Here is a 26,560-nt window from a genome sequence, read left to right as displayed (position 1 = left end):
CGGGAAACGGCCGACATCGCCCTTTCGGGGACGGTGCCCGTCCTCACCCCCGAGAGAGGACGGACACCGCCGTTCGGGCTGATCCAGAGTCATGCACCCGCCAAGTGCGATCAAGAGAAGTTGATCCCTGTGGCACGGAGGTGACCATTCCGCAACGGGTGACGTGGGGCGAATCCTGCATTCCGGAAGGTTCGGGAGGTCTCGGCCGGTGCCCGGGGTTCCGCATCGTGGCGGGGCGCGACGGTGGGACACTGGGCATGGACCGCGGGGAGCGCGGGGAGTGCGGCAGCGCCCGCCGGTGGCCCGAATGCTCCCGTGCGCCCCTCATCCGGGAACTGACATCCTGGCTCCGCGCATCCCTCTGGGTAGTCCAGGCCGGGGACGGCGCGGGGTCGACGCGGGGACGGCGCGGGGGCAGAACAAGCACGCACGGGGGGAATAGGGGGAGCAATGCCTCGTTGGAAGGCGCTACCGGACGAGCTCGACCCGGAGGTCAGGGAGTTCGCCGGCCAGCTGCGCAGGCTGGTCGACCGCAGTGGCCTGAGCATTGCGGCGGTGTCCGACAGGACCGGCTACAGCAAGACGTCGTGGGAGCGCTATCTGAACGGTCGGCTGCTCGCGCCCAAGGGGGCGATCGTCGCGCTCGCGGAGGTGACGGGGACGCCGCCCGTGCACCTCATCACCATGTGGGAGCTCGCGGAGCGGGCGTGGAGCCGCTCCGAGATGCGGCACGACATGACGATGCAGGCGATCCGCATCTCGCAGGCCCGGGCAGCGCTCGGGGAGTTGGGTCCCGACCCGATGAGCGGGTCCGGGAAGGCGGGCGGGAAGGGGGCGCCGGGGAAGGCACCCAAGCCGGGGAAGGCGGAGGGGAAGCAGGACGCGAGGACGGACGCGAAGCCGGACCGGCAGGCGCCGGGTCTGACGGCGCCGGGTGGGGCGGTATCGGACCGGACGGCGCAGGGTGGGCAGGCGCCCGCCCGGAAGGCGCCCGAGAACGCACCCTCCCCGTGGCCTTCGCCGCCGTCGCCGCCTTCGCAGTCCCCCTTCCCGGGGCGGCCGTCTCCGCAGCCGCCGGCCCCCGGGGGCAGGGGCACGGCGCGCAACGGGTCCGGCGGTGGCGTCGGGCCGGTGACCGGGGTGGCGGGGCCGGCCGGGGTGTCGCCCACCGTGGGGCCGCCCTCGGTCGGTTCGTACGGGGCGTCCAGTTCGTACGGTGATGTCTCGGCGTCCGCCTTCGGCGAAACGGGGAGCCCCGGCGGCCCGGGCGGGCCCGGTGGCCCCGGTGGCCCAGGTGGCCCCGGCGGTCCTGGTGGTCCCGCGGGATCGCCGGACAAGCAGCGGCGGCGCCGCAAGCTGACGATGTTCCTCGCGGGCGTGGTCGGGGCCCTCGTGGTCATCGCCGCCGCGGTCTTCATGACCGGATTCGGCGGCGACGACAAGGGTGACGACAAGGCGAAGCCGCCCGTGTCGCCGAGCAGGAGCGACACGGATCTGCCCGCCGGGGTCGAGTGCAGCGGCAAGGACTGCGCGGGCAAGGACCCCGAGAACATGGGCTGCGGCGGCGAGCTGGCGAAGACGACGTCGCGGGCGACGATCGGCAAGACGCTGGTCGAGGTGCGGTACAGCAAGGTGTGCGGGGCCGCGTGGGCGCGGATCACCCAGGCGACGCCGGGGGACGAGCTGACGATCACGGGATCGGGCGGTGGCGCCGGGGCCAAGCAGAACAGCACGGTGAACGAGGACTTCGACGCGTACACACCGATGGTGGCGGCCGATTCGGGCACGGCGGCGAAGGCGTGCGCGACGCTCACGACCGGCCGGACGGGCTGCACGGAGTAGCCGTCCCGGCAGCGATTCAAGGGCGAACCCCCTGGTCAGGGAGTCAAGATACGAAGCCGGGCAGAAAGTTGAGAATTTGGGGGCATGACATGTGACTCCGAGGGCAGGCGAACCGTACCCCCACGGGAGTGGTCACACCCCCACGGCGGCCGCCACGCTCCCCCCCTCGTGGCGGCCGCCCCCTTTTTTTAGGGGGGCGGCCGTTTTGCCGAGCGGCGGCCGATGGGGCAACCGCCCAGGTGGCCGTAGCTGTGGGCCGGGCCACACCGACCCGGCGCCAAGGGGTGGCCGGGGCGCGATAGCCTGACGGCGGATCTCTCTTGATGCCAAGAGATCGATCATCGAGAGGCGATCGAGGACTCGACGAGGCGTCGGCGGGGATCCAGGAATCAGGGGATCCAGTAGAGGGACACGGGACCCCACCGCCAGCTGTCTTACGGAGATCGCCATGACCCGCACTCCCGTGAATGTCACCGTCACCGGCGCGGCCGGCCAGATCGGCTACGCGCTGCTCTTCCGCATCGCCTCGGGCCACCTGCTCGGCGCGGACGTGCCGGTCAACCTGCGCCTTCTCGAGATCACGCCGGCGCTCAAGGCCGCCGAGGGCACCGCCATGGAGCTCGACGACTGCGCCTTCCCGCTGCTGAACTCGATCGAGATCAGCGACGACCCGAACGTCGCCTTCGACGGCGCCAACGTCGCCCTCCTCGTCGGCGCCCGCCCGCGCACCAAGGGCATGGAGCGCGGTGACCTCCTCGAGGCCAACGGCGGCATCTTCAAGCCGCAGGGCAAGGCCATCAACGACCACGCCGCGGACGACATCAAGGTCCTGGTCGTCGGCAACCCCGCCAACACCAACGCGCTCATCGCGCAGGCCGCGGCCCCGGACGTACCGGCCGAGCGCTTCACCGCGATGACCCGCCTGGACCACAACCGCGCGCTCTCGCAGCTCGCGAAGAAGACCGGCTCCTCGGTCGCCGACATCAAGCGCCTCACCATCTGGGGCAACCACTCGGCCACCCAGTACCCGGACATCTTCCACGCGGAGATCGCCGGCAAGAACGCCGCCGAGGTCGTCAACGACCAGGCCTGGCTCGCCGACACCTTCATCCCGACCGTCGCCAAGCGCGGTGCCGCGATCATCGAGGCCCGTGGCGCCTCGTCGGCCGCTTCCGCCGCCAACGCCGCCATCGACCACGTCCACACGTGGGTCAACGGCACGGCCGAGGGCGACTGGACCTCCATGGGCATCCCGTCGGACGGTTCGTACGGCGTGCCGGAGGGCCTCATCTCCTCCTTCCCGGTGACCGTGAAGGACGGCGCGTACTCGATCGTCCAGGGCCTGGAGATCAACGAGTTCTCGCGTACGCGCATCGACGCCTCCGTCCAGGAGCTCACCGAGGAGCGCGAGGCCGTCCGCGGTCTCGGCCTCATCTGAGTCGCCGCGTACGAACGCGACTGAGAGACCGCCCTCCGACAGCCGACAAGGCCGCCGGGGGGCGGTCTTATTGGCGTACGACACGGGGGAGTACTTGCCCGTACGCTGAAAGCGCCGCTGCTTCCGGCTCGCCCGCGAGCCGAGACGGCCGGCGCATCGGGGGTACTCGTGACGCACACCCAGACACCTCAGCGGACCGGCAGTCTCACCGGCCCCGGCGGCGACCCGAGTGCGAGCGAGGCAACCCGGCTCCTGTGCGCGGGCACCTACGTCGACGTCCGCTTCCGGGAGGCGGTGATCGACGAGCTGTACGTCCATGAGGAGCGCATCGCCGCGCCCTCGCTCGGCATCGACGCCACCCGCGTGCTCGCCCACGCGCTGCGCGCCCGGCGCGTCGAGTTCGGCTGGGCGCTCGTGATCCTCCTGCTGTGGATCGCGGCCCTGCCTCTCACCCGAGGCCTTGTCCTGCTCTACGTGCCGTCCTTCGCGATGGTCGTCCTCGCAGGATGGATCCGGGGGATCGCGAGGCGCTCGTCCCTCTTCTGGCGCGTCGTGGCGTGGCAGCTGCGCTGGGGCGGACGGGGGCTCCTCGTCTTCGTGCTCCTGCTGCTCCTCGGCCTCGCCGCCGGGGACGGCGGCAGTCTTCCCGGCACCGGCATCGACACCGGCGCCGGCGGAGTGGACCCGGCCCCGGCGTGGTTCGCCCTCGCCCTGCCCCTCCTGATGGCCTGGGTGGTGGCCGCACAGGGCGGCCAGTTCGCCAAGGCGCTGACCGGTGAGCTGTCCAGGGCCCGGTTCCCCGATCTCGCCGCCGACCCGGCCGAGCAGGCGGAGGGCGAGCGTTTCCACCGACTGCGTCGCCGTATCCACGTCGAGCAGCGGGCGCGCCTGATCATGTACCGGGCGCCGGACCCCTTCTGCGGGGCGGGCAAGCCGTACGCGCCGTGGTCCCTGGCGGTGGAGTTGCGGCCGCGTGAGGGCGTCCAGCCCGAGCCGTTGGACAACACGGTGCTCCTGGGCCACATCGTGCCGCTCCTCGAGGCGTTGCGCGTGCCGTCCCCGCACGGTGCGCCCTACCGCGCCCTCGCCGTGCGCGACCGGCTGCGTGAGCTGGAGATCGACGAGGTGGTGTTCCTGCCGGTGGACGGTCTGCCGCGCAGGTCCCAGGCGCCGTACGGGCCCGAGGCGTTCGAGGAGCACCGGTTCCGTTCGGTCGAGGAGGGCGGCGAGACCCGGCGGCACTTCCTGCGGGTCAGGGTCGGCGGCTGGGACGAGGAGATCGTCACGACGGTGTTCGTCCGGGCCCACACCCAGGGCGGGATGCTGATGCTGGAGATCGCCCCTCATGTGCTGCGCCCGGTGCGGCAGCTGTACCAGTACGCCGACCGGGTCGCCTACCGGTACCGGCACAACAACCGCTTCGGCAAGACGGTCTGGGCGCTCGGCCATGTGCCTGCCTCGGCCGGGCGCGCCGCCGTGACGATGTGGCGGGCGTCGGGGGTGCTGTGGCGGATCGCCTCCGGCGGCCATGCGAAGGCCCTCGCCGACGGTCCGTGGATGTCCGTGCGGGAGCTCGGCTCGGACGACAGGGCCTCGCTCTTCCAGGAGATGGACGTCAGCCGCTACCTCAAGTCCATCCAGGACCGGGTGGCGGGCGGGGTGCGGCGGGCGCTGTACGAGGCGGGCTGGGAGACCGAGGGGTTCGAGAAGAAGGTCGACCTCGCCATCGACACGCTGAGCATCGGGACGGTGGGCGCCCTGGCCATCGGCAATCGGAACACCGTCACCAGCAACACCGGTGGTGCGACCGCCACGGCGGCGGCGCGCCGGAGCGGGGGAGACCATGGGAACACCTGAGGAACGCGGCGCGGGAATCCACATCGGCAGTGTGGAGGGCGCCATGGCGATCGGTAACGGCAACGAGGTGACGTACTACGCGGCCGGCGGGTCGGGGCGTGACCGGGCTCAGGAGGAACTGCTGTCCGCCGTACGGAGGTTGCGGGAGGACCTGAGCCGTGCGGACGTCGACGGCCGGACCACCGCCCTCGACGCCGAACTGGCCGCCGCCGAGACGGAGATCGCGGCGACGGGCGGCGCAGGTCCCGGCAGGCTCGCCCGGCTGCGGACCGCTCTGGCGGACGCGGGTGCCGGGATCGGGGTCCTGGCGTCGGGTGCGGCGGTCGCCGAGTCGGTGCGTGCGCTGTTGGGCGGCTGACCATGGGCGGGCGCGGTGACCCCGTGCACTGGAACGCCGCGACCCAGCGCTGGGAAGCGGGCGTGGCCCCCGCCGCAGAGCCGGTGCCGCCGCGGAGCCCCGACGGGCCGGGGCCCCCGGTGCCCCCGGAGCCCCAGGGGCAACGCTTCCCCGGGTACGGCCCGCCGAGCGGCCGTCCGCCCCGCCGGCATCTCGCCGTCGTCGTGGTGGGTGTCCTGGTGGCCGTGGGCCTCGGCGGCGGGTGGCTGGTGTGGGGCCGCGACGACGGCGGGGACGGCCGGGCGCACAGCCGTCCCGCGGTGAGCGCCTCCGTCACGAAGCCCGGCCCCGGAGACCGGACGAGCGCCTCCGCCCCGGCGCCCGAGCCCGAAGACCGGACGAGCACCTCCGTCCCGACGCCCGAGCCCGGAGACCGGACGAGTTCGGTGCCGGAGGGCTACGAGATGCGGGCGGACCCGAAGGGCTTCGCGACCGCCGTGCCACGCGGCTGGGAGCGTCGTACCGAGGGAGTGCAGGTCTACTACGAGTCGCCGGACGGGCGCTCGTGGCTGCAGGTCTCCACGCCCTCGGGCCTGGAGATCACTCCCTACGAGGCGCTGCGTCGCATGTCCGAAGATCTCGAGGAGGGCACCGACGCCTTCCCCGCCTACCGGCAGGACGAACTGGTCGAGTACAACGACATCACGTCCATGCTGACCTTCACGTACGACAGGCCGGACGACGGCGAGCATCGAGCCTGGGACTGGGCGTTCATGACCGAGAACGCCGGCCCTCAGTACGCCCTCCTCGTCGACGGCCCCGCCGACGAGTGGCCGCTACAGCGAAGCAGGGCGAAGATCGCCCTGGACTTCTTCCTGCCCAGGCCCGGCCGGTGACCGGCGCGCGACCTGCTGGTGGGGGAGTGAGGTGCCCCCCCGGCTCATGCGTGAGACGAGCCCGCCGCCTGCAACGCCGCCGCCTCCTTGGACAGCTGCACGGCCGACGCCAGGCTCAGGCCCGGCTCGGCCCGGCGCAGGACCTTGACCGCGCGGACGGAGTCGGCGGGGCCCGTGTACCCGGCGTCGGTGATGCGGCGCAGGGCCCAGCGGCCGCGTATCTCGGAGTCCGGGACGGCGGCCGTGCGGGCGAGGAGCGCCGCCGCGCGCTCAAGGCCGGGGCGGTCCCTCTCGTCGGCTGTCGCGAGCGCCTCGCGCAGCTCGTCCGCGACCGCGTCCGTGTCGCGCAGGGCGATCACCGTCAGTTCCCGCTTGGTGCCGAACATGTCTTCCGCTCCCTGTCCTCGTGGCTCTTGCAGCCGGGGTCATTGCCGCCCGGGTTATTGCTGTCGTACTCGTGAATGTAGTACTTCTTATACATGAGCGAGCAAGTGCACAACAGGTTGGCGATGGTGCGCGCCGAACGGAAGGTGTCGCGTCAGAGCCTGGCCGAGGCAGTGGGAGTCCACTACCAGACCATCGGCTACATCGAGCGCGGGCAGTACAACCCGAGCCTCGACCTCGCGCTGAAGATCGCGAAGCACTTCGCGCTGCCGGTCGAGGCCCTGTTCTCCCTCGAACCGTTCCGCCCGCTCACGGACGAGGTCTACGGGAGGGACCACTGATGAAGACCGACGAGCAGCCCACCATCACCGGCTACGACCGGCGCATGTACGCGATCATGAACCGTCGCGAGGCCGCCCCGCTCTACGCCACCGCGGCCCGCCGAAGGACCGTCGTCGTCACGCACATCGTGCTGACCACGGCCGGCATCGCGTGCTGGCTCTACTCCGTGCTCGGCGACGAGCGCTGGGCGACCTTCGGGATCCTCGGCGTCCTGCTGCCGTGGTGCGTGGCGACCGGCGCGATCAACGGCGCGACCCGTGGCCTCCTCGAACTGCGCGTCCGCGCCCTGGACGAGCGCCAGCGCGCCGAGAAGAACCGCGTGGCGGCCCGTGCGCAGTACGTGATGATGTGGCTGCTGTTCGCCGCGACCGTCTGCACGGGCGGGGCCGGTCTCGCCGGGGCGGAGATCGAGGGTCTTGTCTTCCCCGTGCTGTTCAGCGTGTTCGTCGTGCACTGGCTGATGCCCCTGTGGCTGGCGGGGCTCATGGCCGCGGACGACCTGCCGGACGAGGATCTGTCCGACGACGGCCTTCCGGACGAGGTCTGAAACACGCGCAGTGACACGGCGCACTTTCGGCCATCGAACAGGCATGCTTTCTTCCGCCCAGGGCAGGTGCACCCGGCTACCGCGAGTGACAGGCGGGGCATATGACAGGAACGGAAGGCAAACGGGACGTGTCCGCACAACAGACCATCCATGTGGGCGGAGAGTGGCGTGCCGCCACCTCCGGCGCCACCCGCGAGATCCTCGACCCGGCGGATGCCAAGCCGTTCGCCGTGATCGCCGAGGGCGGATCGGAGGACGCGGACGCCGCCATCGCAGCTGCCCGCAAGGCCTTCGACGAGGGCCCCTGGCCGACCACGCCCGTGGCCGAGCGCGCCGCGCTCCTGCGCCGCGTCGCCGACCTCCTCGTGCGCGACCGCGAGGAGATCGGCCTCCTCGAGAGCCGTGACGCGGGCAAGACCCTCGAAGAGGGCCGCGTCGACGTGGACTGCGTCGCCGACGCCTTCCGTTACTTCGCCGACCTGGTGATCGGCGAGGGCGCGGGCCGCGTCGTGGACGCCGGCTCCGACGACATCCACAGCGTCGTCGTGCACGAGCCCATCGGCGTCTGCTCGATGATCACGCCCTGGAACTACCCGCTGCTCCAGGCCAGCTGGAAGATCGCACCCGCGCTCGCCGCGGGCAACACCTTCGTCATCAAGCCCAGCGAGATCACCCCGCTGACGACGGTCGCGCTCATCGAGCTGCTCGTCGAGGCGGGGCTGCCCGCCGGTGTCGCCAACATCGTGACCGGCCCCGGCCACACCGTCGGCGCCCGGCTCGCCGACCACCCCGACGTCGACCTGGTCTCCTTCACCGGCGGCCTCGTCTCCGGCACCAAGGTCGCCCAGGCCGCCGCCCTCGGCGTGAAGAAGGTCGCCCTCGAGCTCGGCGGCAAGAACCCCAACGTGGTGTTCGCCGACGCCTGCGCCACGGAGGAGGGTTTCGACACCGCCGTCGACCAGGCCCTGAACGCCGCCTTCATCCACAGCGGGCAGGTCTGCTCCGCCGGTGGCCGCCTCATCGTCGAGGAGTCCGTCCGCGAGCGCTTCGTCGCCGAACTCGCCCGCCGGGCACGGAAGATCAAGCTCGGCCGCGGCACCGAGGACGGCGTCGAGTGCGGCCCGCTCGTCTCGGCGCAGCAGCGCGAGAAGACCGAGATGTACGTCGCCTCCGCCCTGGAGGAGGGCGCGGTGCTCCGCTCCGGCGGCAAGCGCCCCGAGCCGAGCGACGTGCGCCCCGCCGAGGGGTACTTCTACGAGCCGACCGTGCTCGACCAGTGCCACCGCGAGATGAAGGTCGTGCGCGAAGAGGTCTTCGGGCCGGTGCTGAGCGTGGAGACCTTCCGCACCGAGGACGAGGCCGTCGCGCTCGCCAACGACACCGAGTACGGCCTCGCGGGCGCCGTGTGGACCAGCGACCAGGGCCGCGCCGCCCGCATGGCCCGCCGGATGCGCCACGGCACCATCTGGATCAACGACTTCCACCCCTACCTTCCGCAGGCGGAGTGGGGCGGCTTCGGCAAGAGCGGCGTCGGGCGCGAGCTCGGTCCCGCGGGCCTCGCCGAGTACCGCGAGTCCAAGCACATCTACCAGAACCTGGCACCGGCGCCCGTGCGCTGGTTCGCCGGCTGACACCGGCCGGCCAGAGATACGCGCGGGGCGGGAGGTCCGCCCCGCGCGAAACACGTTCAAGCACCCCCCGCTCATTACGCGCAAGCACCTTGGCACGACCTCGCAGGAAGAGGAGCACGTACGCATGTCTGACCAGACCGAGTTCGACTACGTCATCGTCGGTGGCGGCACCGCCGGATCGGTGATCGCGTCCCGCCTCACCGAGGACCCGGACGTCACCGTCGCCGTCATCGAGGGCGGCCCCAGCGACATCGACCGGGAGGACGTCCTCACGCTGCGCAAGTGGCTCGGCCTGCTCGGCGGCGAGCTGGACTACGAGTACACGACCACCGAGCAGCCGCGCGGCAACTCGCACATCCTGCACAGCCGCGCCAAGGTCCTCGGCGGCTGCTCGTCGCACAACACCCTGATCTCCTTCAAGCCGCTGCCGTCCGACTGGGACGAGTGGGAGGCGGCGGGCGCCACCGGCTGGAACGCCAAGGCCATGGACCCGTACTTCGGCAAGCTGCGCAACAACGTCGTGCGCGTCGCCAAGAAGGACCAGAACCAGATCGCCACCGACTGGGTCGAGGCGACGAAGACCGCACTCGGTGTCCCCGAGGTCATCGGCTTCAACGACAAGCCCTTCGACGAGGGCGTCGGCTTCTTCGACCTCTCGTACCACCCGGAGAACAACAAGCGCTCCTCCGCGTCGGTCGCCTATCTCCACCCCCACATGGAGGCCGGTGACCGCCCGAACCTCCACCTCTTCCTGGAGACCTGGGCCACCAAGCTGGAGCTCGACGGCAAGACCGCCCGCGGTGTCCACATCCGCACCAAGGACGGTGTGGAGAAGCTGTTCACCGCCCGCCGCGAGGTGCTTGTCTGTGCCGGCGCCGTCGACACGCCGCGGCTGCTCATGCACTCCGGCATCGGCCCGAAGAAGGACCTCGAAGCCCTCGGCATCCCGGTCGTGCACGACCTGCCGGGCGTCGGCGAGAACCTCATCGACCACCCCGAGTCGGTCATCGTCTGGGAGACCAACGGGCCGATCCCCGGCAACTCCGCGATGGACTCGGACGCCGGTCTGTTCGTGAAGCGGGACCCGGACCACAAGGGCCCGGACCTGATGTTCCACTTCTACCAGATCCCGTTCACGGACAACCCGGAGCGGCTCGGCTACGAACGCCCCGAGCACGGTGTCTCGATGACCCCGAACATCCCCAAGTCCCGCTCCCGCGGCCGTCTTTACCTCACCTCGGCCGACCCCGAGGTCAAGCCCGCGCTCGACTTCAAGTACTTCGAGGACGAAGACGACTACGACGGGCAGACCCTCGTCGACGGCATCAAGCTGGCCCGCAAGGTCGCCGAGGCCGAGCCGTTCAAGAAGTGGCTCAAGCGCGAGGTCTTCCCCGGCCCCGAGGTCACCGACGACGCCGAGATCAGCGAGCTCGTCCGCAAGGCCGCGCACACCGTCTACCACCCGGCGGGCACCTGCCGAATGGGTGCTTCCACTGATGAACTCGCCGTGGTCGACCCGGAGCTGAGAATCCGGGGCCTGGCAGGAATCCGTATCGCGGACGCATCCGTCTTCCCGACGATGCCCGCCGTGAACCCGATGATCGGAGTGCTCATGGTCGGGGAGAAATGTGCCGAGATCCTTGGTGGTGACGGCCGATGAGCGAGGCCACCATGACGACCGCGGACCAGAACGAGACGCCTGGGAACGGGCCCGTCTTCGCCGTCAAGAACCTCTGGAAGGTCTTCGGCCCCAAGGCCGAGCGCATACCGGACGACACCTCGCTGCACGGCCTGAGCCCGGCCGAACTGCGTGAGCAGACCGGCTGCACGGCTGCCGTGCGCGATGTGTCCTTCGAGGTCAACAAGGGCGAGGTCTTCGTCGTCATGGGCCTGTCGGGCTCGGGCAAGTCCACCCTCGTACGCTGCCTGACCCGGCTCATCGAGCCGACCTCCGGCACCCTCGCCATCGACGGCGAGGACGTCCTCGCCATGGACAAGGCCCGCCTGCGCGAACTCCGCCGCCACCGCGCCGCCATGGTCTTCCAGCACTTCGGGCTCCTGCCGCACCGTTCGGTCCTCGACAACGTCGCGTACGGCCTGGAGATCCAGGGCGTCGGCAAGGCCGAGCGCCGCGCCAAGGCCCTCGAAGTCGTCAAGAAGGTCGGCCTCGAGGGGCTCGAACAGCGCAAGCCCGGTCAGCTCTCCGGCGGCCAGCAGCAGCGCGTGGGCCTCGCCCGCGCCCTCGCCGTCGACCCAGAAGTCCTCCTCTTCGACGAGCCGTTCAGCGCCCTCGACCCGCTGATCCGCCGCGACATGCAGGAAGAGGTCGTCCGCCTGCACCGCGACGAGGGCCGCACCATGGTCTTCATCACCCACGACCTCAGCGAGGCCCTCAAGCTCGGCGACCGCATCGCCCTGATGCGCGACGGCCGCGTCGTCCAGCTCGGCACCCCCGAGGAGATCGTCGGCTCCCCGGCCGACGACTACGTCCGCGACTTCGTCCGCGACGTCGTGCGCGCCGACGTCATGAGCGTCCGCAGCGCCATGCGCCCGGCCGACGGCGACGAGGAGAACCGCGGCGCGGCCCTCGCCCCCGACGCCAAGGTCTCCGAGGCCATCGAGGCCGTCGCCCGCTCCGGCTTCCCGGTGCGCGTGATGGACGGCAAGCGCTGCCTCGGCGTGGTGGACCACGCCGGGCTGCTCGCCGTCGTCGCGGGCACGACCCCCGACAAGGGCGAGGTGGTCGCCTGATGGCCACCGCCACCGCCTCCAGTCCCGTACGAGATACGGGAATCGGCGCGCTCCTGCGTCACCGTGCCGTCGGCAAGCTCCTGCTGCTCGCCCTCGCCGCGGCGGTCCTCGTGCCGATCGCCAACGCCAAGTGGGCCTCCGGCGCCTGGCCGGACGCGCTCACCGTCGACCTGACCGAGCCGCTCGCGAAGACGACCGACTGGATCATCGACAACCGCGACAGCCACCCACTGTTCATCTACTTCCTGGGCCACGTCAGCAACGCCATCGTGCTCTCCGTGCGCGGCGTCTACCTCGTGCTGCTCGCCGCCGGCTGGGCCGGTGTGACCATCGGCGCCGGGCTCGTCGCCTGGCGCGTGGCGGGCGTCAAGCTCGCCGTCCTTGCGTCGTCCGCGTTCGCCGTGTGCGGCCTGCTCGGCATGTGGGTGCCGACCATGCAGACCCTCGCGCTGATGATCGTGGCGGTCCTCGCCTCGGTCGTCATCGGCCTGCTGCTCGGCCTCGCGGGCGGCCTCAACGACCGGATCTTCCGGATCCTGCGGCCGGTCCTCGACACCATGCAGGTGCTGCCCGCCTACGCCTACCTGCTGCCGTTCGCCCTCGTCTTCGGCATGGGCGTCCCGGCCGCCATCATCGCGACGGTCGTCTACGCGGCCCCGCCCATGGCCCGCCTCACCGCGCTCGGCCTGCGCGGCGCCGACGGCGGCGTCATGGAGGCGGTGACCTCGCTCGGCGCGACCGGCCGGCAGCGGCTCTTCTCCGCGCGCCTGCCCCTCGCCCTCAAGGAACTCCTGCTCGGCCTCAACCAGACGATCATGATGGCGCTCTCCATGGCCGTCATCGCCTCGGTGATCGGCGCGGGCGGTCTCGGCGACCGCGTCTACCAGGCCCTCTCCACCGTCGACGTCGGCCAGGCGCTCGCCGCCGGCATCCCGATCGTGCTGCTCGCCGTGGTCCTCGACCGCGTGACCGGTGCGGCGGGGGAGCGGACGGGGGCGCACACCGAGAGCACGTCGCCGCTGCGCGGATGGCGCGGCTGGTCGGTCGCCGCCGTCGCGACGGTCGTCGTCGCGCTCGCTGCCCGCCTCGCGGACCGCGTGGACTGGCCGACCGGCTGGGTCGTCAACATCGCCCCGTCGGTCAACACCGCCAAGGAGTGGATGGTCGACCACATCTACACCGGCGTGCCCGTCGTGGGCGGCACCGCGGACTGGGCGGCCAACTTCACCACCTGGTTCCTCAACCCGCTCAGGGACGGCCTGCAGGGCCTGCCCTGGTGGTCGGTGCTGCTGGTCGTCGCCGCGCTCGCCTGGCTGATCGGCACCTGGCAGACCGCGCTCACCGCCGTCGCCGCGATGGCCGCGATCGGCGTGCTCGGCGTGTGGGACAAGTCCCTCGACACGCTCGCCCAGGTCCTCGCCGGTGTCGCCGTCACGCTGGTCCTCGGCTTCGCCATCGGTATCGCGGCGTCCCGCAGCGAGCGGTTCGAGCGCCTCCTGCGCCCGGTGCTCGACGTGTTCCAGACGATGCCGCAGTTCGTCTACCTCATCCCGGTCGTCGCCCTCTTCGGCATCGGCCGCGCCCCCGCGGTCGCCGCCGCCGTCGTCTACGCGCTGCCCGCCGTCGTCCGCATCACCACGCAGGGCCTGAGCCAGGTCGACGCCGCCGCGATGGAGTCCACGCGCTCGCTCGGCGCCACGAGCTGGCAGCAGCTGCGCAAGGTCCAGCTGCCGCTGGCCCGCCCGGCGCTCATGCTCGCGCTCAACCAGGGCGTCGTCCTGGTCCTCGCCGTCGTCGTCATCGGCGGTCTGGTCGGCGGTGGCGCGCTCGGCTACGACGTCGTCTTCGGCATCGCGCAGGGCGACCTCGCGACCGGTCTGGTGGCCGGTGCCGCCATCGTCTGCCTCGGCCTGACGCTCGACCGGGTCACGCAGCCGACGACGCGCCGCGTCAAGAAGGGAGCGTGACATGCGCGTTCGTACGCGTGTCATGAGTGCCGTCACGGCCGGCGGTGCGCTCCTCGCGCTCTCCGGCTGCGGCGCCGCCGACATGAGCAAGCAGGCGTCGCCGTACGCGAACGCCGAGGGCGCCAAGACGGTGACCCTCTCGGTCCAGTCGTGGGTCGGCGCGCAGGCGGACGTCGCCGTCGCCGAGTACCTGCTCAAGAACGAGCTGGACTACCGCGTCGACAAGGTCCAGATCGACGAGGTCCCGGCCTGGGACGCCCTGAGCCAGGGCCGCGTCGACGCGATCATGGAGGACTGGGGCCACCCGGACCAGGAACAGCGGTACGTCAAGGACAAGAAGACGATCGTGCCCGGCGGCGACGTCGGCGTGACCGGGCACATCGGCTGGTACGTCCCCACGTACTTCGCGAAGAAGCACCCGGACGTCACCGACTGGAAGAACCTCAACAAGTACGCGGACCGGCTGAAGACGTCCGAGAGCGGCAGCAAGGGCCAGCTCATGGACGGCTCCCCGTCGTACGTGACGAACGACAAGGCCCTGGTGCAGAACCTCGACCTGGACTACCAGGTCGTCTTCGCGGGCTCCGAGGCGGCGCAGATCACCCAGATCGAGCAGTTCGCCAAGCAGAAGAAGCCGTTCCTGACGTACTGGTACAAGCCGCAGTGGCTCTTCGAGAAGGTGCCGATGACGGAGGTGAAGCTGCCCGAGTACAAGGAGGGCTGCGACGCCGACCCGGCGAAGATCAAGTGCGCCTACCCGCACACCCCGCTGCAGAAGTACTTCAACGCGGACTTCGCGAAGAACGGCGGCGAGGCCGCGGAGTTCCTGAAGAACTTCACGTGGTCGGAGGAGGACCAGAACGAGGTCTCCCTGATGATCGCGGACAAGAAGATGTCCCCGGACGACGCGGCGAAGGCGTGGATCGACAAGAACGAGTCGAAGTGGAAGGCGTGGCTGCCCAAGTAGCCGCCCGCTGACGCCTGATGGTGCCGGGCTCCCGCCGGTCGGGAGCCCGGCACCGTCATGCCCGGCCCAGCCCTTCGGTGATGTCCCGCAGCGCCGCCATGGTGCGGCGCAGCAGGCCGGGGCCGAACGTGACGCGTGTCGCGCCGAGTTCGCCCAGCTCACGGAGCGAGGGCCCACCCGGCATCGCGAGGACGTTGAGCGGGCCCTCGATGCCCGCCCGCAGGACGGGGATCGCCTCGGGCGGCGCGAGGATCGGGTAGACGCAGTCCGCGCCCGCCGCCACGTACAGGCGGGCCCGCTCGACGGCCCGCTCCGGGTCGGCGACCCCGCGGACGAACGTGTCGACGCGCGCGTTGACGACCAGACGGTCGCCCGCAGCCTCGCGCACCCGTGCCAGCCAGTCCGCCTGCTCGTGCGGATCCCTGAGGACGGCCGTGGAGCCCTCGCCCCCGTACGAGTCCTCCAGGTTGCAGCCGACGGCGCCCGCTTCGAGGACCCGGTCCACCAGCTCCTCGGCCGTGAGGCCGTAGCCGGACTCGGCGTCCATCGTCACCGGTACGCCGACGGCCCGGGTGATCCGGGCCACCGCCTCGAACATCAGCCTCGGCGGCACCTGCCCGTCCTCGTACCCGAGGGAGAGCGCGATGCCGGCGCTGGGCGTGGCGAGCGCCTCGTACCCCGCCTCCTCGAAGACGCGGGCGCTCGCGGCGTCCCACGGCCCGGGCAGGACCAGCGGGTCGCCGGGCGCCCGGCCGTGGTGCAGGGCGCGCAGCGCGGCAGCGGTACCGAGGGTCACCATGCCGGGCCTCCGGGTGCGATGCGGCGGCTGACCATCAGCCGGTTCCAGCTGTTGATGACGGTGATCACGCCGAGGAGATGGGCGAGTTCACCCTCGGTGAAGTGCTCGGCGGCCCGCGCGTGGACCTGGTCGGGCACGAACCCGTCGGTGAGGACGGTGACGGCCTCGGTGAGCGCGAGGGCGGCGCGTTCGCGCTCGCTGAAGAGGTCGCCCGCTTCCTCCCAGGCGTTCAGGAGCGCGATGCGCTTCGGGGTCTCGCCGTGCTCCAGGGCGATGTCCACGTGCATGTCGAGGCAGAAGGCGCAGGCGTTGATCTGCGAGGCCCGCACCATCACGAGCTCGGCGAGGACCGGGTCGCCGAGGCCGTTCTTCGCGGCGGCGCTCAGCGCGCTCATCGCGCTCGCGACGCCGCGGTCCAAGTGCGTGGTGCGAGGGCTCACGCGGCGTCCCCCGCCTTGTAGTGCCCCGGCACCTGGCGGGTGCTGACGCCGAAGCGGTTCCAGGCGTTGATGACGGTGATCGTGGCGATGAGCTGGGTCAGCTCCGCCTCGTCGAAGTGCGCGGCGGCCTTCGCGTACACCTCGTCGGGCACAAAGCCCTCGGTCAGCACGGTGACGGCCTCGGTCAGTTCGAGCGCGGCGATCTCCTTCGCCGTGTAGAAGTGCTGCGACTCCTCCCAGGCGCTGAGCTGGATGATCCGCTCGACGCTCTCACCCGCCGCGAGGGCGTCCTTGGAGTGCATGTCGAGGCAGAGCGCGCAGCGGTTGATCTGCGAGGCGCGGACCTTGACGAGCTCGTAGATCACCGGGTCGAGGCCCTTACGGGCGGCCGCGTCGAGCCTGATCATCGCCTTGAAGACCTCGGGGGCGTGCTGCGCCCAGGCGAGGCGGGGGGTGTGCTCGTGGACGTGGGGTTCGGAGGAGGTACTCATGGTGTCGACCGTACGGGCGGAGTAGCCCACGGGTATGGTCCATTTCCATGGGAGAAACGTGGGCCACTCTGGGCGTCGACCTCCATCTGGAGACCGGTGGCGACGCGTCCCGCCACGGCGTCCGCAAGGGCCTCACGGACGCGCTGCGGGAGGCCGTGCGCGGCGGGCGCCTCGCTCCCGGCACCCGCCTGCCCTCGTCCCGCTCGCTCGCCGCCGACCTCGGCATCGCGCGGAACACGGTCGCCGACGCGTACGCCGATCTGGTCGCCGAGGGCTGGCTCACCGCACGCCAGGGTTCGGGCACGCGCGTCGCCGAGCGCCTGGTCACGCCCCCGGTGCGGCCCGCGCCGCCGCGCAGGAAGGGCGGGGCGCCCACGTACGACCTCACCCCCGGATCACCGGACCTCGCCTCGTTCCCGCGCGCGGAGTGGCTCAAGGCGGCCCGGCGCGCGCTGGCGGCGGCTCCGCACAGCGCCCTCGGGTACGCGGACCCGCGCGGCCGCGTCGAGCTGCGCACCGCACTCGCCGGGTACCTCGCGCGGGCGCGCGGCGTGCACGCCGACCCCGACCGCATCGTCGTCACCGCCGGGTTCGTGCACGCCCTCGCGGTCGTCGGCCGGGTGCTGCGGGCGCGCGGGGAGCGGACGGTCACCGTCGAGTCGTACGGCCTCGACCTGCACTGGAACCTGCTGCACCACGCGGGACTGCGCACGGTGCCCCTCGCCTTCGACGCACTCGGCACCGACGTCTCCGGCCTCGGCCCCGGCTCGGCGAAGGCGGTGCTGCTCACCCCCGCGCACCAGTTCCCGATGGGTGTGCCGCTGCACCCCGACCGGCGCGCCGCCGCCGTCGACTGGGCGCGGCGCGAGGGCGGGGTGATCATCGAGGACGACTACGACGGGGAGTTCCGCTACGACCGTCAGCCGGTCGGCGCGCTCCAGGGCCTCGACCCCGAGCGTGTGATCTACCTCGGCACGGCGAGCAAGTCCCTCGCCCCCGGCCTGAGGCTCGGCTGGATGGTGCTGCCAACGGGCCTGCACGACGAGGTCCTCGCCGAGAAGGAGGCCGCGGGCGCGTCCTGCGGCGCGCTGGACCAGCTGACGCTCGCGGAGTTCATCACGTCGGGGGCGTACGACCGCCACGTCCGGGGCGCGCGGCTGCGGTACCGGCGCCGCAGGGACCAGCTGGTGGCGGCGGTGGCGGGGCGGGCGCCCGAGGTCCGTGCGACCGGCATCGCGGCGGGGCTGCACGCGGTGCTGCAACTGCCGCGGGGCACCGAGCGGTCCATCGTCCAGGCCGCCAACTGGGAGCGGCTCGCGGTCCACGGCCTGAGCGGCTTCCGCCACCCGCTCGCGGTGACGCCGGAGCAGGACGCGCTGGTGGTGGGGTACGGGACGCCGGCGGAGCACGCGTGGGCGGGGGCGCTGGAGGCGCTGTGCAGGGTGTTGCCGTGACGGTGCTCCGCGCCGCGGCTGTCCGGGCCGCCGCCGTGACGATTCCCCGAGCGTCCGATGCCGTGGATCACCGGGGCTCCGCCGGGTCCGTCCTCAAACGCCGGACGGGCTGGTGCTCGTATCCGCCGGTGCTTCACCGAACCGCGCGAGCGCCAACGCGCCCGCGACCGCCACCGCGAATCCGAGGACCGCGAGCCAGCCCAGCCCGTCCCGTGTGCGGTCGCCCAGCCAGACCACGCCCACCAGGGCGGGGCCGATCGTCTCGCCGATCACCATGCCCGCCGTGGCCGTCGTCACCGACCCGCGTTGCAGGGCAGACGTGAGCAGCAGGAACGCCGCGCCCCCGCCCACCAGCAGGGCGTACGTCGCCGGATTGGCGAGCAGCGCGCCCGGCGACACGTCGTCGATGAGGCGCACGGTCACCTCGACCACCCCGAACCCGCACCCCGCCCCGAGGCCGAGCGCCAGCGCCCGCCCCCGGCCGGACAGCCGTCCCGCGACGGCGCCGAGCACCAGCACGGCGACGGCGATGCCGAGCATCACGTACCGCAGGGTCGTCGACCCGGTGCGGTCGCCCTCGTCGCCGGAGGCCAGGCCCAGCATCGCGAGGCCCGCGCAGACGACGCCGACCGCGCCCCACTCGACGCCGCTCAGCCGCACCCGCAGCAGCCGGGACGCGACCACCGCGGTGACGGCGAGACTCGCGGCGAGCGCGGCGCCCACGGCGTAGATCGGGACGGAGCGCAGCGCCACGATCTGCAGCAGGAAGCCGAGTCCGTCGAGGGCGAGCCCCGCGACGTACCGCCACTGCCGGACGGCGCGCAGCAGCAGCGCCGGGTCGACGCCGGAGCCGGTGCCCGGCGCGGTGGCGCGCGTGGCGACCGCCTGGAGAACCGAGGCCGTACCGAAGCAGACCGCTGAACCGAGTGCGCAAAACATCCCAAGAGACACGAAGTGACTGTAGAGGAAGGTGAGTCAAAGGAGACCCAAGGGACATCCGGTGCAGGCGGCTGGCACGGTGCACGGGGGCTGCCTACGCTGCTTTTCGAACACGTATTTTCGAACACGTACGAAGCGCGCGTCCGCGGCACACGTACGAAGCACGGCATCGGGGGATCACGTGACAGCGAAGCAACCGCGGCGGCTGCGGTCGAGCACCGTCGTACTCGGCGGCATGGGCGTCCTGGCGGCGGCCCTGACCTCCTGCGGCTCGGACCCGGACCGGCGCTGCGTGGACCGGGACAGCTACGACTCGTTCCGCGGGTACAAGGTCGTCGGCGACAGGAACTGCAAGTCCTCGGCGCGCACCGACCGCGCCTGGTACTACGACTCCGAAGTCGACGGCCGCTACGCCGACCACGGCACGTTCAGCCGCAGCGAGGCCGTCGACCGGGACGGCTTCGGCTGCTCGGGCAGCGGCAGCGGCGGCGGCTGAGCGGACGGCCGGAACCGGACACGACACGCACGCCATGGAACGCCGCACCATCGACCCCCGCCCCGGCTGGCAGCGGACCGTCGAGGACCAGGGGCTCATCTACCCCCTCACGCGCTACCCCGACGACTCCCTGCGCCCCTACTGGGACGAGAGCGCCTACTACGTCTTCTCGCTCCCCGAGGTCGAGGCGCTGGAGGAGGTCGTCGAGGAACTGCACGCGATGTGCCTGGCCGCCGCCGCGCACATCGTCGAACACGACCGTCTCGGCGACCTCGGCATCACGGACCCGGGAGTCGCGTCCGCCGTCACCGAGGCCTGGCACCGCCGCGCCGAACTCCCCTCCCTCTACGGCCGCTTCGACCTCCGTCACGACGGCACGGGCCCGGCCAAGATGCTGGAGTACAACGCCGACACCCCCACCTCCCTCGTCGAGGCCGCGAGCCCGCAGTGGTTCTGGATGGAGGAACGCTTCCCCGGCGCCGACCAGTGGAACTCGCTCCACGAGAGGCTCGTGGACGCGTGGAGGAAGCAAGCCGCACTGCTGCCGCCCGGCGGCCCGCTGTACTTCGCGCACTCCGCCGCCGACGAGCTCGGCGAGGACCTGATGACCGTCGCGTACCTGCGGGAGACCGCCGAGCAGGCCGGTCTCGCCACGGAGGCGATCTCCATGGAGGACATCGGCTGGGACCGCCTCTCGCGCCGCTTCGTCGACAAGAAGCTCCGCTTCATGCGCAGCTGCTTCAAGCTCTACCCGTGGGAGTGGCTGGCCACGGACCGCTTCGCGCCGCACGTCCTGGAGACGCTGGACAACGGCGGCGGCACGGGCTCCACGCTGTGGATCGAACCCGCGTGGAAGATGCTCCTCTCCAACAAGGCGCTCCTGGCGATCCTCTGGGAGCTGTACCCGGGCCACCCGAACCTCCTCCCCGCCTACCTCGACGGACCGCGCGAGCTCGCCTCCGGACGCGGGTACGTCACCAAGCCGCTGCTCGGGCGCGAGGGCGCGGGCGTGACGGTGCACGCACCGGGGTCCGCGCCCGTACTCCGCGAGGAGCCCTGCTGCCACCAGGAGTTGGCGCCCCTGCCGGAGTTCGACGGCAACCGGGTCGTCCTGGGGGCGTGGGTGGTCGAGGACGAGGCGGCGGGACTCGGCATCCGGGAGTCGTCGGGGCTGATCACGGACGAGTACGCGAGGTTCGTCCCGCACGTCATCCTGTGAGGCGGACCAGCATCTTGCCGGTGTTCGCCCCGCGGAGCACCCCGAGGAACGCCTCCGGTGCCCGCTCGATGCCGTCGACGACGGTCTGCTCGGTGCGCAGGGTGCCGTCGGCGAGCAGCGGCGCCGCCCGGCCGATCCACTCCGGGAACAGGTCGAGGTGGCTGGTGACGAGCATGCCCCGCAGCGTCGCCTCCTGCTTGGCGGCGTGGAAGAGGTTGTTCGGGCCCGGCGCCGGCTCCGTCGCGTTGTACGTGCTGATGGCGCCGACCAGCGCGATGCGGCCCCCCGGACGGATCGCCCCGATCGCGGCCTGGAGATGGTCGCCGCCGACCGAGTCGAGGTAGACGTCCACGCCGTCGGGCGCGGCCTGGGCGAGCTGCTCGGGCAGGCCGCCGAGCCGGTGGTCGACGGCCGCGTCGTACCCGAAGGTGTCGAGCAGCTTCTTCGTCTTGGCGGGACCGCCCGCCGAGCCGATCACCCGTGCGGCGCCGAGCTCGCGGGCGACCTGCCCCGCGACGCTGCCCACCGCCCCGGCCGCCGCCGACACGAAGACGACGTCGCCCTCGCGGACCGGGGCGGTGCGGGTCAGCGCGGCGTACGCCGTCAGGCCCGTCGTGCCGAGCGGGCCGAGATGGGCGGCGGCCGGGGCGAGCGTGGTGTCGACGACGGTCGCGGCGGCGGCGTCCAGCACGGAGTACTCACGCCAGCCGAGGAAGTGGGAGACGGTCGCCCCTACGGGGACCTCGGGCGCGTTCGACGCGACGACCTCACCGACCGCGCCGCCCTCCAGCGGCGCGCCGAGCCGGAAGGGGGCGATGTAGGACGGCACGTCGTCCATGCGGCCCCTCATGTACGGGTCGACCGACATCCAGGTGTTGCGGACGACTATCCGCCCCTCGCCGGGCTGCTCGGGCACTTCCGTGGTGGCCAACTCGAAATCGCCGGCGGTGGGCCGGCCGACGGGGCGGGCGGCGAGGCGGATCTCGCGGGAGACGGTCATGGGAACTCCTCGGTCCGGCGTACTGCGTACGTCCACTCCGTGACCGCGGGGCCGCGATCACGAGTACACCGTGCCGGGGGGCGCGCACGGAACGCTGACGGTGCGCGCACGGACCGCCGTCGGCGCTGGTGGCACCCCGAATTACTGTGACCCCATGCGATTCGAGGTGCTGGGCCCGCTGACCGTGCGCACGGCGGCCGGGGCGGCCGCGCCGGCGCCCGAGCCGAAGGTGCGCGCGCTCCTCGCCGCGCTCCTCGTGCGGGTGGGCCGGCCGGTGCCGGTGGACACGCTCGTCGACGACCTGTGGGGCGACCGCGACCGCCTGCCGTCGTCGCCGGCCAACTCCCTCCAGACGAAGGTCTCCCAGCTGCGCCGCGCACTGGAGTCGGCCGAGCCGGGCGGACGGGCCCTCGTCGCGTACGGCCCCGCCGGGTACGAGCTGCGCGTACCCCCGGAACACGTGGACGCCGTGCGCTTCGGGACGCTGGTGTCGCGGGCGTACGGGGTGGCGGACGCGGACGCGCGTACGAAGGTGTCGCTGCTGACCGACGCGCTGGCACTGTGGCGCGGTCCCGCGTACGCCGACTTCCGCGACGCCGACTTCACGCGGCCCGAGGCCGCGCGCCTGTCGGAACAGCGCCTCACCGCGCAGGAGACGCTGGCGGAGCTGCGCCTGGCGCGGGGCGAGCACGCGTCGCTGGCCGACGAGCTGGCCCCCTGGGTCGCGAGCGAACCCCTGCGCGAGCGGCTGCGGGCCGCCCACCTCCGCGCCCTGTACCGCTCGGGCCGCGTGGCCGAGGCCCTCGACTCCTACCGCGACCTGCGCCAGCACCTCGCCGAGGAACTCGGCATCGACCCGGGCCCCGAACTGACGCGGCTGCACGAGGCGATGTTGCGGCAGGAGGCGGATGCGGAGGTGGATGCGGGTGTGGGCGCGGACGCGGGCGTGGGCGCAGGTGCCGGAGCCGGTGCCGGTACGGTCGGGATTTCCGAGGCAGCGGACCTGGCCGCGCCCGTCGGGCGTCCCCTCTCCAGCCTGCCCGCGCAGCCCACCGCCCTCATCGGCCGTGACGCGGCAGTCGTACGCATACGTGACCTGGTCCGCGCCGAACGCCTGGTCACCCTCACGGGACCCGGCGGAGTGGGCAAGACACGCCTGGCCCTGGCGTCGGCGTCGGGTCTGACCGAGGACTTCCCCGACGGCATCCGCCTGGCCGAACTCGCGGGAACGCGGGGCGAGGTGACGGCCACGGTGGCGGCGGCGCTCGGCATCCGGGACGACGCGCCGGGAACTCCGGACGGGCCGTCGGACGTGACTTCGGGCGGGCCGTCGGGCGAGCCGGTGGACCGGACCCGGACCGCCGCCGACCGACTCGGACGGGCGCTCGCCGGACGCCGCCTCCTCCTCGTCCTGGACAACTGCGAGCACGTCCTCGGCCCCGTCGCCGACATGACCGCCCGACTCCTCCGCCACGCACCCCACCTGCACGTCCTCACCACCAGCCAGGAGGCCCTCGCCCTGACCGGCGAGACCCTGGAGGCCGTCGCGCCCCTCGAAGAGGAGGACGCGCTGCACCTGTTCGCCACCCGCGCCGCGGCCGCCGCGCCCGGTTTCGCCATGGACCACGGCAACCGTGATGCCGTCGCACTCATCTGCCGCCGCCTGGACGGCATCCCGCTCGCCGTCGAACTCGCCGCCACCCGCGTACGCGCCCTCGGCGTCCACACCCTCGCCGACCGCATCCACGACCGCTTCCGCCTCCTGAACCAGGCCCGCCGCGACGCCCCCTCCCGCCAGCGCACCCTGCGCGCGATGATCGACTGGAGCTGGGAACTCCTGACGCCCCCCGAACGCCGCGCCCTGCGCCGCCTGGCCGTGTTCGACGGCGGCTTCACCCTGGAGAGCGCGGAAGCCGTACTGGCACATCCTGCCCCGAAGGACGTACACCTCGCGGACCGCCCGACGCCGAAGGACCCATCGGAACCACCCGCACAACCAGCACTACGCACACCACCCGCACCATCGGTGTCATCCGCGCCACCCGCGCCACCCGCGCCACCCGCGCCCGAGGACGACGCCCTCGACCTGGTGACCCGCCTCGTCGACCGCTCCCTCCTCGCGCCCGCGCCGCCCGGCGCCCCGGAAATGCGCTACCGCATGCTCGAATCCGTCACCGCGTACAGCCTCGAACGGCTCGGCGAAGCCGACGAGACCACCGCGACCCGCGACCGTCACGCCCTCCACTTCGCGGCCTTCGCCGAACGCGCGGCCGCCGCCCTGCACGGCCCCGACCAGCGGCTCTGGCTGCGCCGCCTGGACCACGAGACCGTGAACCTGCGCGCCGCGCTGGCCCGGGCGACCACCTCCGGCGACACCGCGCTGGCGCTGCGCCTCGTCAACGCCCTGACCTGGTACTGGTTCCTCCGCGGCCGCCTCCGCGAAGCGACGCACGCCCTGGACCGGGCCCTGCACCTGCCCCCACCGCCCCCCTCCGCCGATGAGGCGGAGCCGACGGCGGCGGCCCGCACCGCCGCCGCTGCCGCCCACGCCGCCTTCGCCCTCCTGACCGGCGAGGACGCCTGCGCGCACGGCGGCACGTGCGAGCGCGCGGAGACCACGCCCGCCGACGCCCGCTCCCGCTGGCTGCTCGCCTTCGCACGGTGCGGGTTCGACCGCACTCCCCGCGAGGACGCGCGGGTCGACGCGCTCCTCACGGAGTTCCGTGGCGCGGGCGACCGCTGGGGCGAGGCGGCCACCCTCTCCACCCGGGCCACCCGCGCCCTCTACCGAGGCGACCTCCCGGCCCTGCGCCGCGACGCCACCCGCAGTGCCGAACTCTTCGCCGAACTGGGCGACCGGTGGGGCCAGTTGCAGGCGTCGGAACAGCTCGGCATCCTCGCCGAGATCGCCGCCGACTACGACGAAGCGGCCCGGCTCCAACGCGACGGCGCACGCGGTGCGGAGGAACTCCAGCTCTGGACCGACCTCTCCTTCCGCCTCTCCCGCCTCGGCCGCATCGCACTCCTCACCGGCGACGACCCCGCCGCCACGGCCTTCCACGAACGCGCAGCGCGCCTCGCCGCCCAGCAGTCGCACCGCCCCGCCCAGCAGTTCGCCGAGACGGGCCTCGCCCTCGGCGCCCGCCACCGCGGCGACCTCGACGCCGCCGAGGAACTCCTCCTGCCGTGGCTGGACTTCAACCGCCGCTTCGGCGTCGACTCCGGCACGGCGCTGATCCTGGCCCAGCTCGGCTACGTCGCCGAACAGCGCGGAGACGCCGCCCGCGCGGAGGAGCTCCACCGCGAAGGCCTCGCCGTGGCCCGCACGACGGGCGACGAACGCGCGGTGGCCCTGGCCCTGGAAGGCCTCGCGGGCGCCCGCTCCCTCGCCGGCGACCACCCGCACGCCGCACGCCTCCTCGGCACGGCCGCCCGCATCCGCGACGCCGAAGGCGCACCCCTGCCTCCCGCGGAACGCACGGACACGGCCCGCGCCGAACACCGCATCCGCACGGCCGTCGGCGACACCGCGTTCAAGGAGGCCCACGCCCAGGAAGCCCGAACGTGAGCCCGACCGTGAGCCCCCGCGCTGCTCAGCGCCGGCGGCAGAGAGCCGTGTCCACGACCTCGTCCACGTGCGACATGACCGCCTTGTCCGTCGGCTGCACGGTCACCGCGACATCGACGGCACGCCCGTCATCCGTGGCACCGCCCCGCGTCTCGTATCCCGGGTAGCTTCCGCCGTGCCCCCAGTAGACACCGCCGCAGGACAGCGGCTTGCTCACGATCCCGAGCCCGTACCGGGCGCCCTTGCCGAAGTAGTCGGCGCGGACCGTGGTGCGCATCTGGTCGAGCTGGGCCCCGGGCAGGAGGCGGCCGGGTGTGAGCAGCGCGGTGAAGAACCGGTTGAGGTCGGAGTTGGTCGAGATCAACTGGCCCGCCGCCCACGTCCATGAGGGGTCCAGCTCCGTGATGTCCCGCAGGGGCGCACCCGGTGCCTCCTGGTAGTACCCCTTGGGGTGGGGGCCGCGGATCGTCGCGTCCCCGGGCGCGGGGAAGTAGGTGTGGCGCAGCCCGAGCCGCTTGATGATCCGACGGTCGATCTCCTGGGCGACGGGGCGCTTCGTGACCTCCTCGACGATCAGTCCGGCCAGGACGTAGTTCGTGTTGCTGTACGCCCAGCTCTCCCCGGGGGCGAACTCCGCCTCGTACCGCAGCGCGATGTCCAGCAACTCCCGCGGCTCGTAGTACCGGGGCCGCAGATCGTGCTTCGTGTAATTGGGCAGCCCGCTCGTCTGCTGAAGCAGCTGGCGGACCTTGATCTTCCGGCCGTCGATCCCGTCCCCGCGCACGAGTCCCGGCAGATACGTGTCCACCGTGGCGTCGAGGCTGATCTTCCCCTCGGCGACCAGTTGCAGCACGACCACCGCGGTGAACGTCTTGGTGTTGCTGCCGATCCGCACCTGACCGTCCCTGGGCACGGCCGCCCCGGTCGCCAGATCACCCACCCCGGCCGTGTACGTCCGGGAACGCCCTCCCGCCCCCTCCACGCTCGCCAGCGCGGCAGGCACGCCGTCCGCACGCACCAGCCCATCGAGACCCCGCTGGACGGAGTCCGCCCCGGGGGCGACGGAGGCGGCCGACGCACCGGGCGCCACCAACACGCCCGCCGCCACGACACCCACCGCCATCGCCGCCGCACAACGGAACCTCTGTCCTGTCTGCCCACGCACTGGCCACTCCTACGGGTCTGGATCTGTCGG

The 26,560-nt window shown here is 72.4% G+C and carries 23 protein-coding genes; 16 read left to right on the top strand and 7 right to left on the bottom strand.

What is annotated here, in order from left to right; genetic code table 11:
- Positions 1-450 precede the first annotated feature (450 nt).
- The 5 genes from AC07DO_RS27080 (at position 451) to AC07DO_RS27060 (ending at position 6,370) form a co-directional block, all read left to right on the top strand.
- Complete coding sequence (locus tag AC07DO_RS27080; RefSeq protein WP_479063356.1) at positions 451-1,842, top strand: helix-turn-helix domain-containing protein; 1,392 nt, start codon at positions 451-453, stop codon at positions 1,840-1,842.
- Between the two features lie 448 nt (positions 1,843-2,290).
- On the top strand, positions 2,291-3,280 hold the full coding sequence (locus AC07DO_RS27075) for a malate dehydrogenase (RefSeq protein WP_055566156.1): 990 nt from the start codon (positions 2,291-2,293) through the stop codon (positions 3,278-3,280).
- 168 nt (positions 3,281-3,448) lie between these two features.
- Positions 3,449-5,137: a hypothetical protein gene (locus tag AC07DO_RS27070; RefSeq protein ID WP_479063355.1), complete on the top strand. Its 1,689-nt coding sequence runs from the start codon at positions 3,449-3,451 to the stop codon at positions 5,135-5,137.
- Positions 5,124-5,495: a hypothetical protein gene (locus tag AC07DO_RS27065; RefSeq protein ID WP_479063354.1), complete on the top strand. Its 372-nt coding sequence runs from the start codon at positions 5,124-5,126 to the stop codon at positions 5,493-5,495. The genes AC07DO_RS27070 and AC07DO_RS27065 overlap by 14 nt, the downstream gene beginning before the upstream one ends.
- Before the next feature lie 23 nt (positions 5,496-5,518).
- Entirely contained in the window at positions 5,519-6,370 is an 852-nt protein-coding gene (locus AC07DO_RS27060) for a hypothetical protein (protein ID WP_479063353.1), read from the top strand.
- Positions 6,371-6,414: 44 nt separating this feature from the next.
- Here AC07DO_RS27060 and AC07DO_RS27055 read toward each other — a convergent pair whose 3' ends face one another.
- Positions 6,415-6,756, bottom strand: coding sequence for a hypothetical protein (locus AC07DO_RS27055; RefSeq protein ID WP_479063352.1), 342 nt, complete (start codon positions 6,754-6,756; stop codon positions 6,415-6,417).
- A 93-nt stretch (positions 6,757-6,849) separates the two neighbouring features.
- Between AC07DO_RS27055 and AC07DO_RS27050 the strand changes: the two genes are divergently transcribed.
- The 7 genes from AC07DO_RS27050 to AC07DO_RS27020 all read left to right on the top strand — a co-directional run bounded on the left by AC07DO_RS27050 (position 6,850) and on the right by AC07DO_RS27020 (position 14,959).
- Positions 6,850-7,095 carry a helix-turn-helix transcriptional regulator gene (locus AC07DO_RS27050; RefSeq protein WP_150185819.1) on the top strand — a complete coding sequence of 82 codons (246 nt, stop codon included), beginning with the start codon at positions 6,850-6,852 and terminating at the stop codon, positions 7,093-7,095.
- Positions 7,095-7,643 (top strand): hypothetical protein, encoded by a 549-nt coding sequence (locus AC07DO_RS27045; protein WP_479063351.1) that lies wholly within the window; start codon positions 7,095-7,097, stop codon positions 7,641-7,643. The genes AC07DO_RS27050 and AC07DO_RS27045 overlap by 1 nt, the downstream gene beginning before the upstream one ends.
- 101 nt (positions 7,644-7,744) lie before the next feature.
- A complete protein-coding gene (locus AC07DO_RS27040) occupies positions 7,745-9,274 on the top strand; it encodes an aldehyde dehydrogenase family protein (RefSeq protein ID WP_479063350.1) in 1,530 nt (509 codons plus the stop codon).
- A gap of 124 nt (positions 9,275-9,398) precedes the next feature.
- Positions 9,399-10,934: a GMC family oxidoreductase gene (locus tag AC07DO_RS27035; RefSeq protein WP_479063349.1), complete on the top strand. Its 1,536-nt coding sequence runs from the start codon at positions 9,399-9,401 to the stop codon at positions 10,932-10,934.
- Entirely contained in the window at positions 10,931-12,025 is a 1,095-nt protein-coding gene (locus tag AC07DO_RS27030) for a quaternary amine ABC transporter ATP-binding protein (RefSeq protein ID WP_479063348.1), read from the top strand. The genes AC07DO_RS27035 and AC07DO_RS27030 overlap by 4 nt, the downstream gene beginning before the upstream one ends.
- The gene (locus AC07DO_RS27025; protein WP_479063347.1) at positions 12,025-13,992 is read left to right on the top strand and encodes an ABC transporter permease; all 1,968 of its coding nucleotides are present in this window, start codon (positions 12,025-12,027) and stop codon (positions 13,990-13,992) included. Before AC07DO_RS27030 ends, AC07DO_RS27025 begins: the two co-directional genes overlap by 1 nt.
- A gap of 1 nt (position 13,993) precedes the next feature.
- Positions 13,994-14,959 carry an ABC transporter substrate-binding protein gene (locus AC07DO_RS27020; protein ID WP_479063346.1) on the top strand — a complete coding sequence of 322 codons (966 nt, stop codon included), beginning with the start codon at positions 13,994-13,996 and terminating at the stop codon, positions 14,957-14,959.
- Positions 14,960-15,014: 55 nt separating this feature from the next.
- Here AC07DO_RS27020 and AC07DO_RS27015 read toward each other — a convergent pair whose 3' ends face one another.
- Genes AC07DO_RS27015 through AC07DO_RS27005 form a run of 3 tightly spaced genes read right to left on the bottom strand, consistent with a single transcriptional unit; the run spans position 15,015 to position 16,689 of the window.
- A complete protein-coding gene (locus AC07DO_RS27015) occupies positions 15,015-15,758 on the bottom strand; it encodes an isocitrate lyase/PEP mutase family protein (RefSeq protein ID WP_479063345.1) in 744 nt (247 codons plus the stop codon).
- Positions 15,752-16,153, bottom strand: a complete 402-nt coding sequence (locus AC07DO_RS27010) for a carboxymuconolactone decarboxylase family protein (protein WP_479063647.1) — start codon at positions 16,151-16,153, stop codon at positions 15,752-15,754. Before AC07DO_RS27010 ends, AC07DO_RS27015 begins: the two co-directional genes overlap by 7 nt.
- Positions 16,154-16,194: 41 nt before the next feature.
- On the bottom strand, positions 16,195-16,689 hold the full coding sequence (locus AC07DO_RS27005) for a carboxymuconolactone decarboxylase family protein (protein ID WP_479063344.1): 495 nt from the start codon (positions 16,687-16,689) through the stop codon (positions 16,195-16,197).
- A gap of 47 nt (positions 16,690-16,736) precedes the next feature.
- Here AC07DO_RS27005 and pdxR point away from each other — a divergent pair, with 47 nt between their 5' ends.
- Positions 16,737-18,143, top strand: coding sequence for a MocR-like pyridoxine biosynthesis transcription factor PdxR (pdxR, locus tag AC07DO_RS27000; protein WP_479063343.1), 1,407 nt, complete (start codon positions 16,737-16,739; stop codon positions 18,141-18,143).
- Between the two features lie 93 nt (positions 18,144-18,236).
- Here the strand turns inward: pdxR and AC07DO_RS26995 are convergent, their stop codons facing one another.
- Positions 18,237-19,082 (bottom strand): DMT family protein, encoded by an 846-nt coding sequence (locus AC07DO_RS26995; RefSeq protein WP_479063646.1) that lies wholly within the window; start codon positions 19,080-19,082, stop codon positions 18,237-18,239.
- A gap of 235 nt (positions 19,083-19,317) precedes the next feature.
- On the opposite strand from AC07DO_RS26995, the gene AC07DO_RS26990 reads away from it, so the two are divergent.
- On the top strand, positions 19,318-19,578 hold the full coding sequence (locus AC07DO_RS26990; protein WP_479063645.1) for a hypothetical protein: 261 nt from the start codon (positions 19,318-19,320) through the stop codon (positions 19,576-19,578).
- A gap of 34 nt (positions 19,579-19,612) precedes the next feature.
- Complete coding sequence (locus tag AC07DO_RS26985; protein WP_479063342.1) at positions 19,613-20,797, top strand: glutathionylspermidine synthase family protein; 1,185 nt, start codon at positions 19,613-19,615, stop codon at positions 20,795-20,797.
- Here AC07DO_RS26985 and AC07DO_RS26980 read toward each other — a convergent pair.
- Positions 20,787-21,797, bottom strand: coding sequence for an NADP-dependent oxidoreductase (locus AC07DO_RS26980; RefSeq protein ID WP_479063341.1), 1,011 nt, complete (start codon positions 21,795-21,797; stop codon positions 20,787-20,789). The two genes, AC07DO_RS26985 and AC07DO_RS26980, sit on opposite strands and share 11 nt — an antisense overlap.
- A gap of 154 nt (positions 21,798-21,951) precedes the next feature.
- Between AC07DO_RS26980 and AC07DO_RS26975 the strand changes: the two genes are divergently transcribed.
- On the top strand, positions 21,952-25,365 hold the full coding sequence (locus AC07DO_RS26975) for an AfsR/SARP family transcriptional regulator (RefSeq protein ID WP_479063340.1): 3,414 nt from the start codon (positions 21,952-21,954) through the stop codon (positions 25,363-25,365).
- A gap of 25 nt (positions 25,366-25,390) precedes the next feature.
- On the opposite strand, the gene AC07DO_RS26970 is transcribed toward AC07DO_RS26975, so the two are convergent.
- On the bottom strand, positions 25,391-26,530 hold the full coding sequence (locus tag AC07DO_RS26970; protein ID WP_479063339.1) for a serine hydrolase domain-containing protein: 1,140 nt from the start codon (positions 26,528-26,530) through the stop codon (positions 25,391-25,393).
- Positions 26,531-26,560 lie beyond the last annotated feature (30 nt).

It is taken from the genome of Streptomyces sp. NPDC045678 (genome assembly GCF_056432085.1).
The sequence above is the reverse complement of the archived record's forward strand: the minus strand, read 5'-3'. Positions and strand labels throughout refer to the sequence as shown.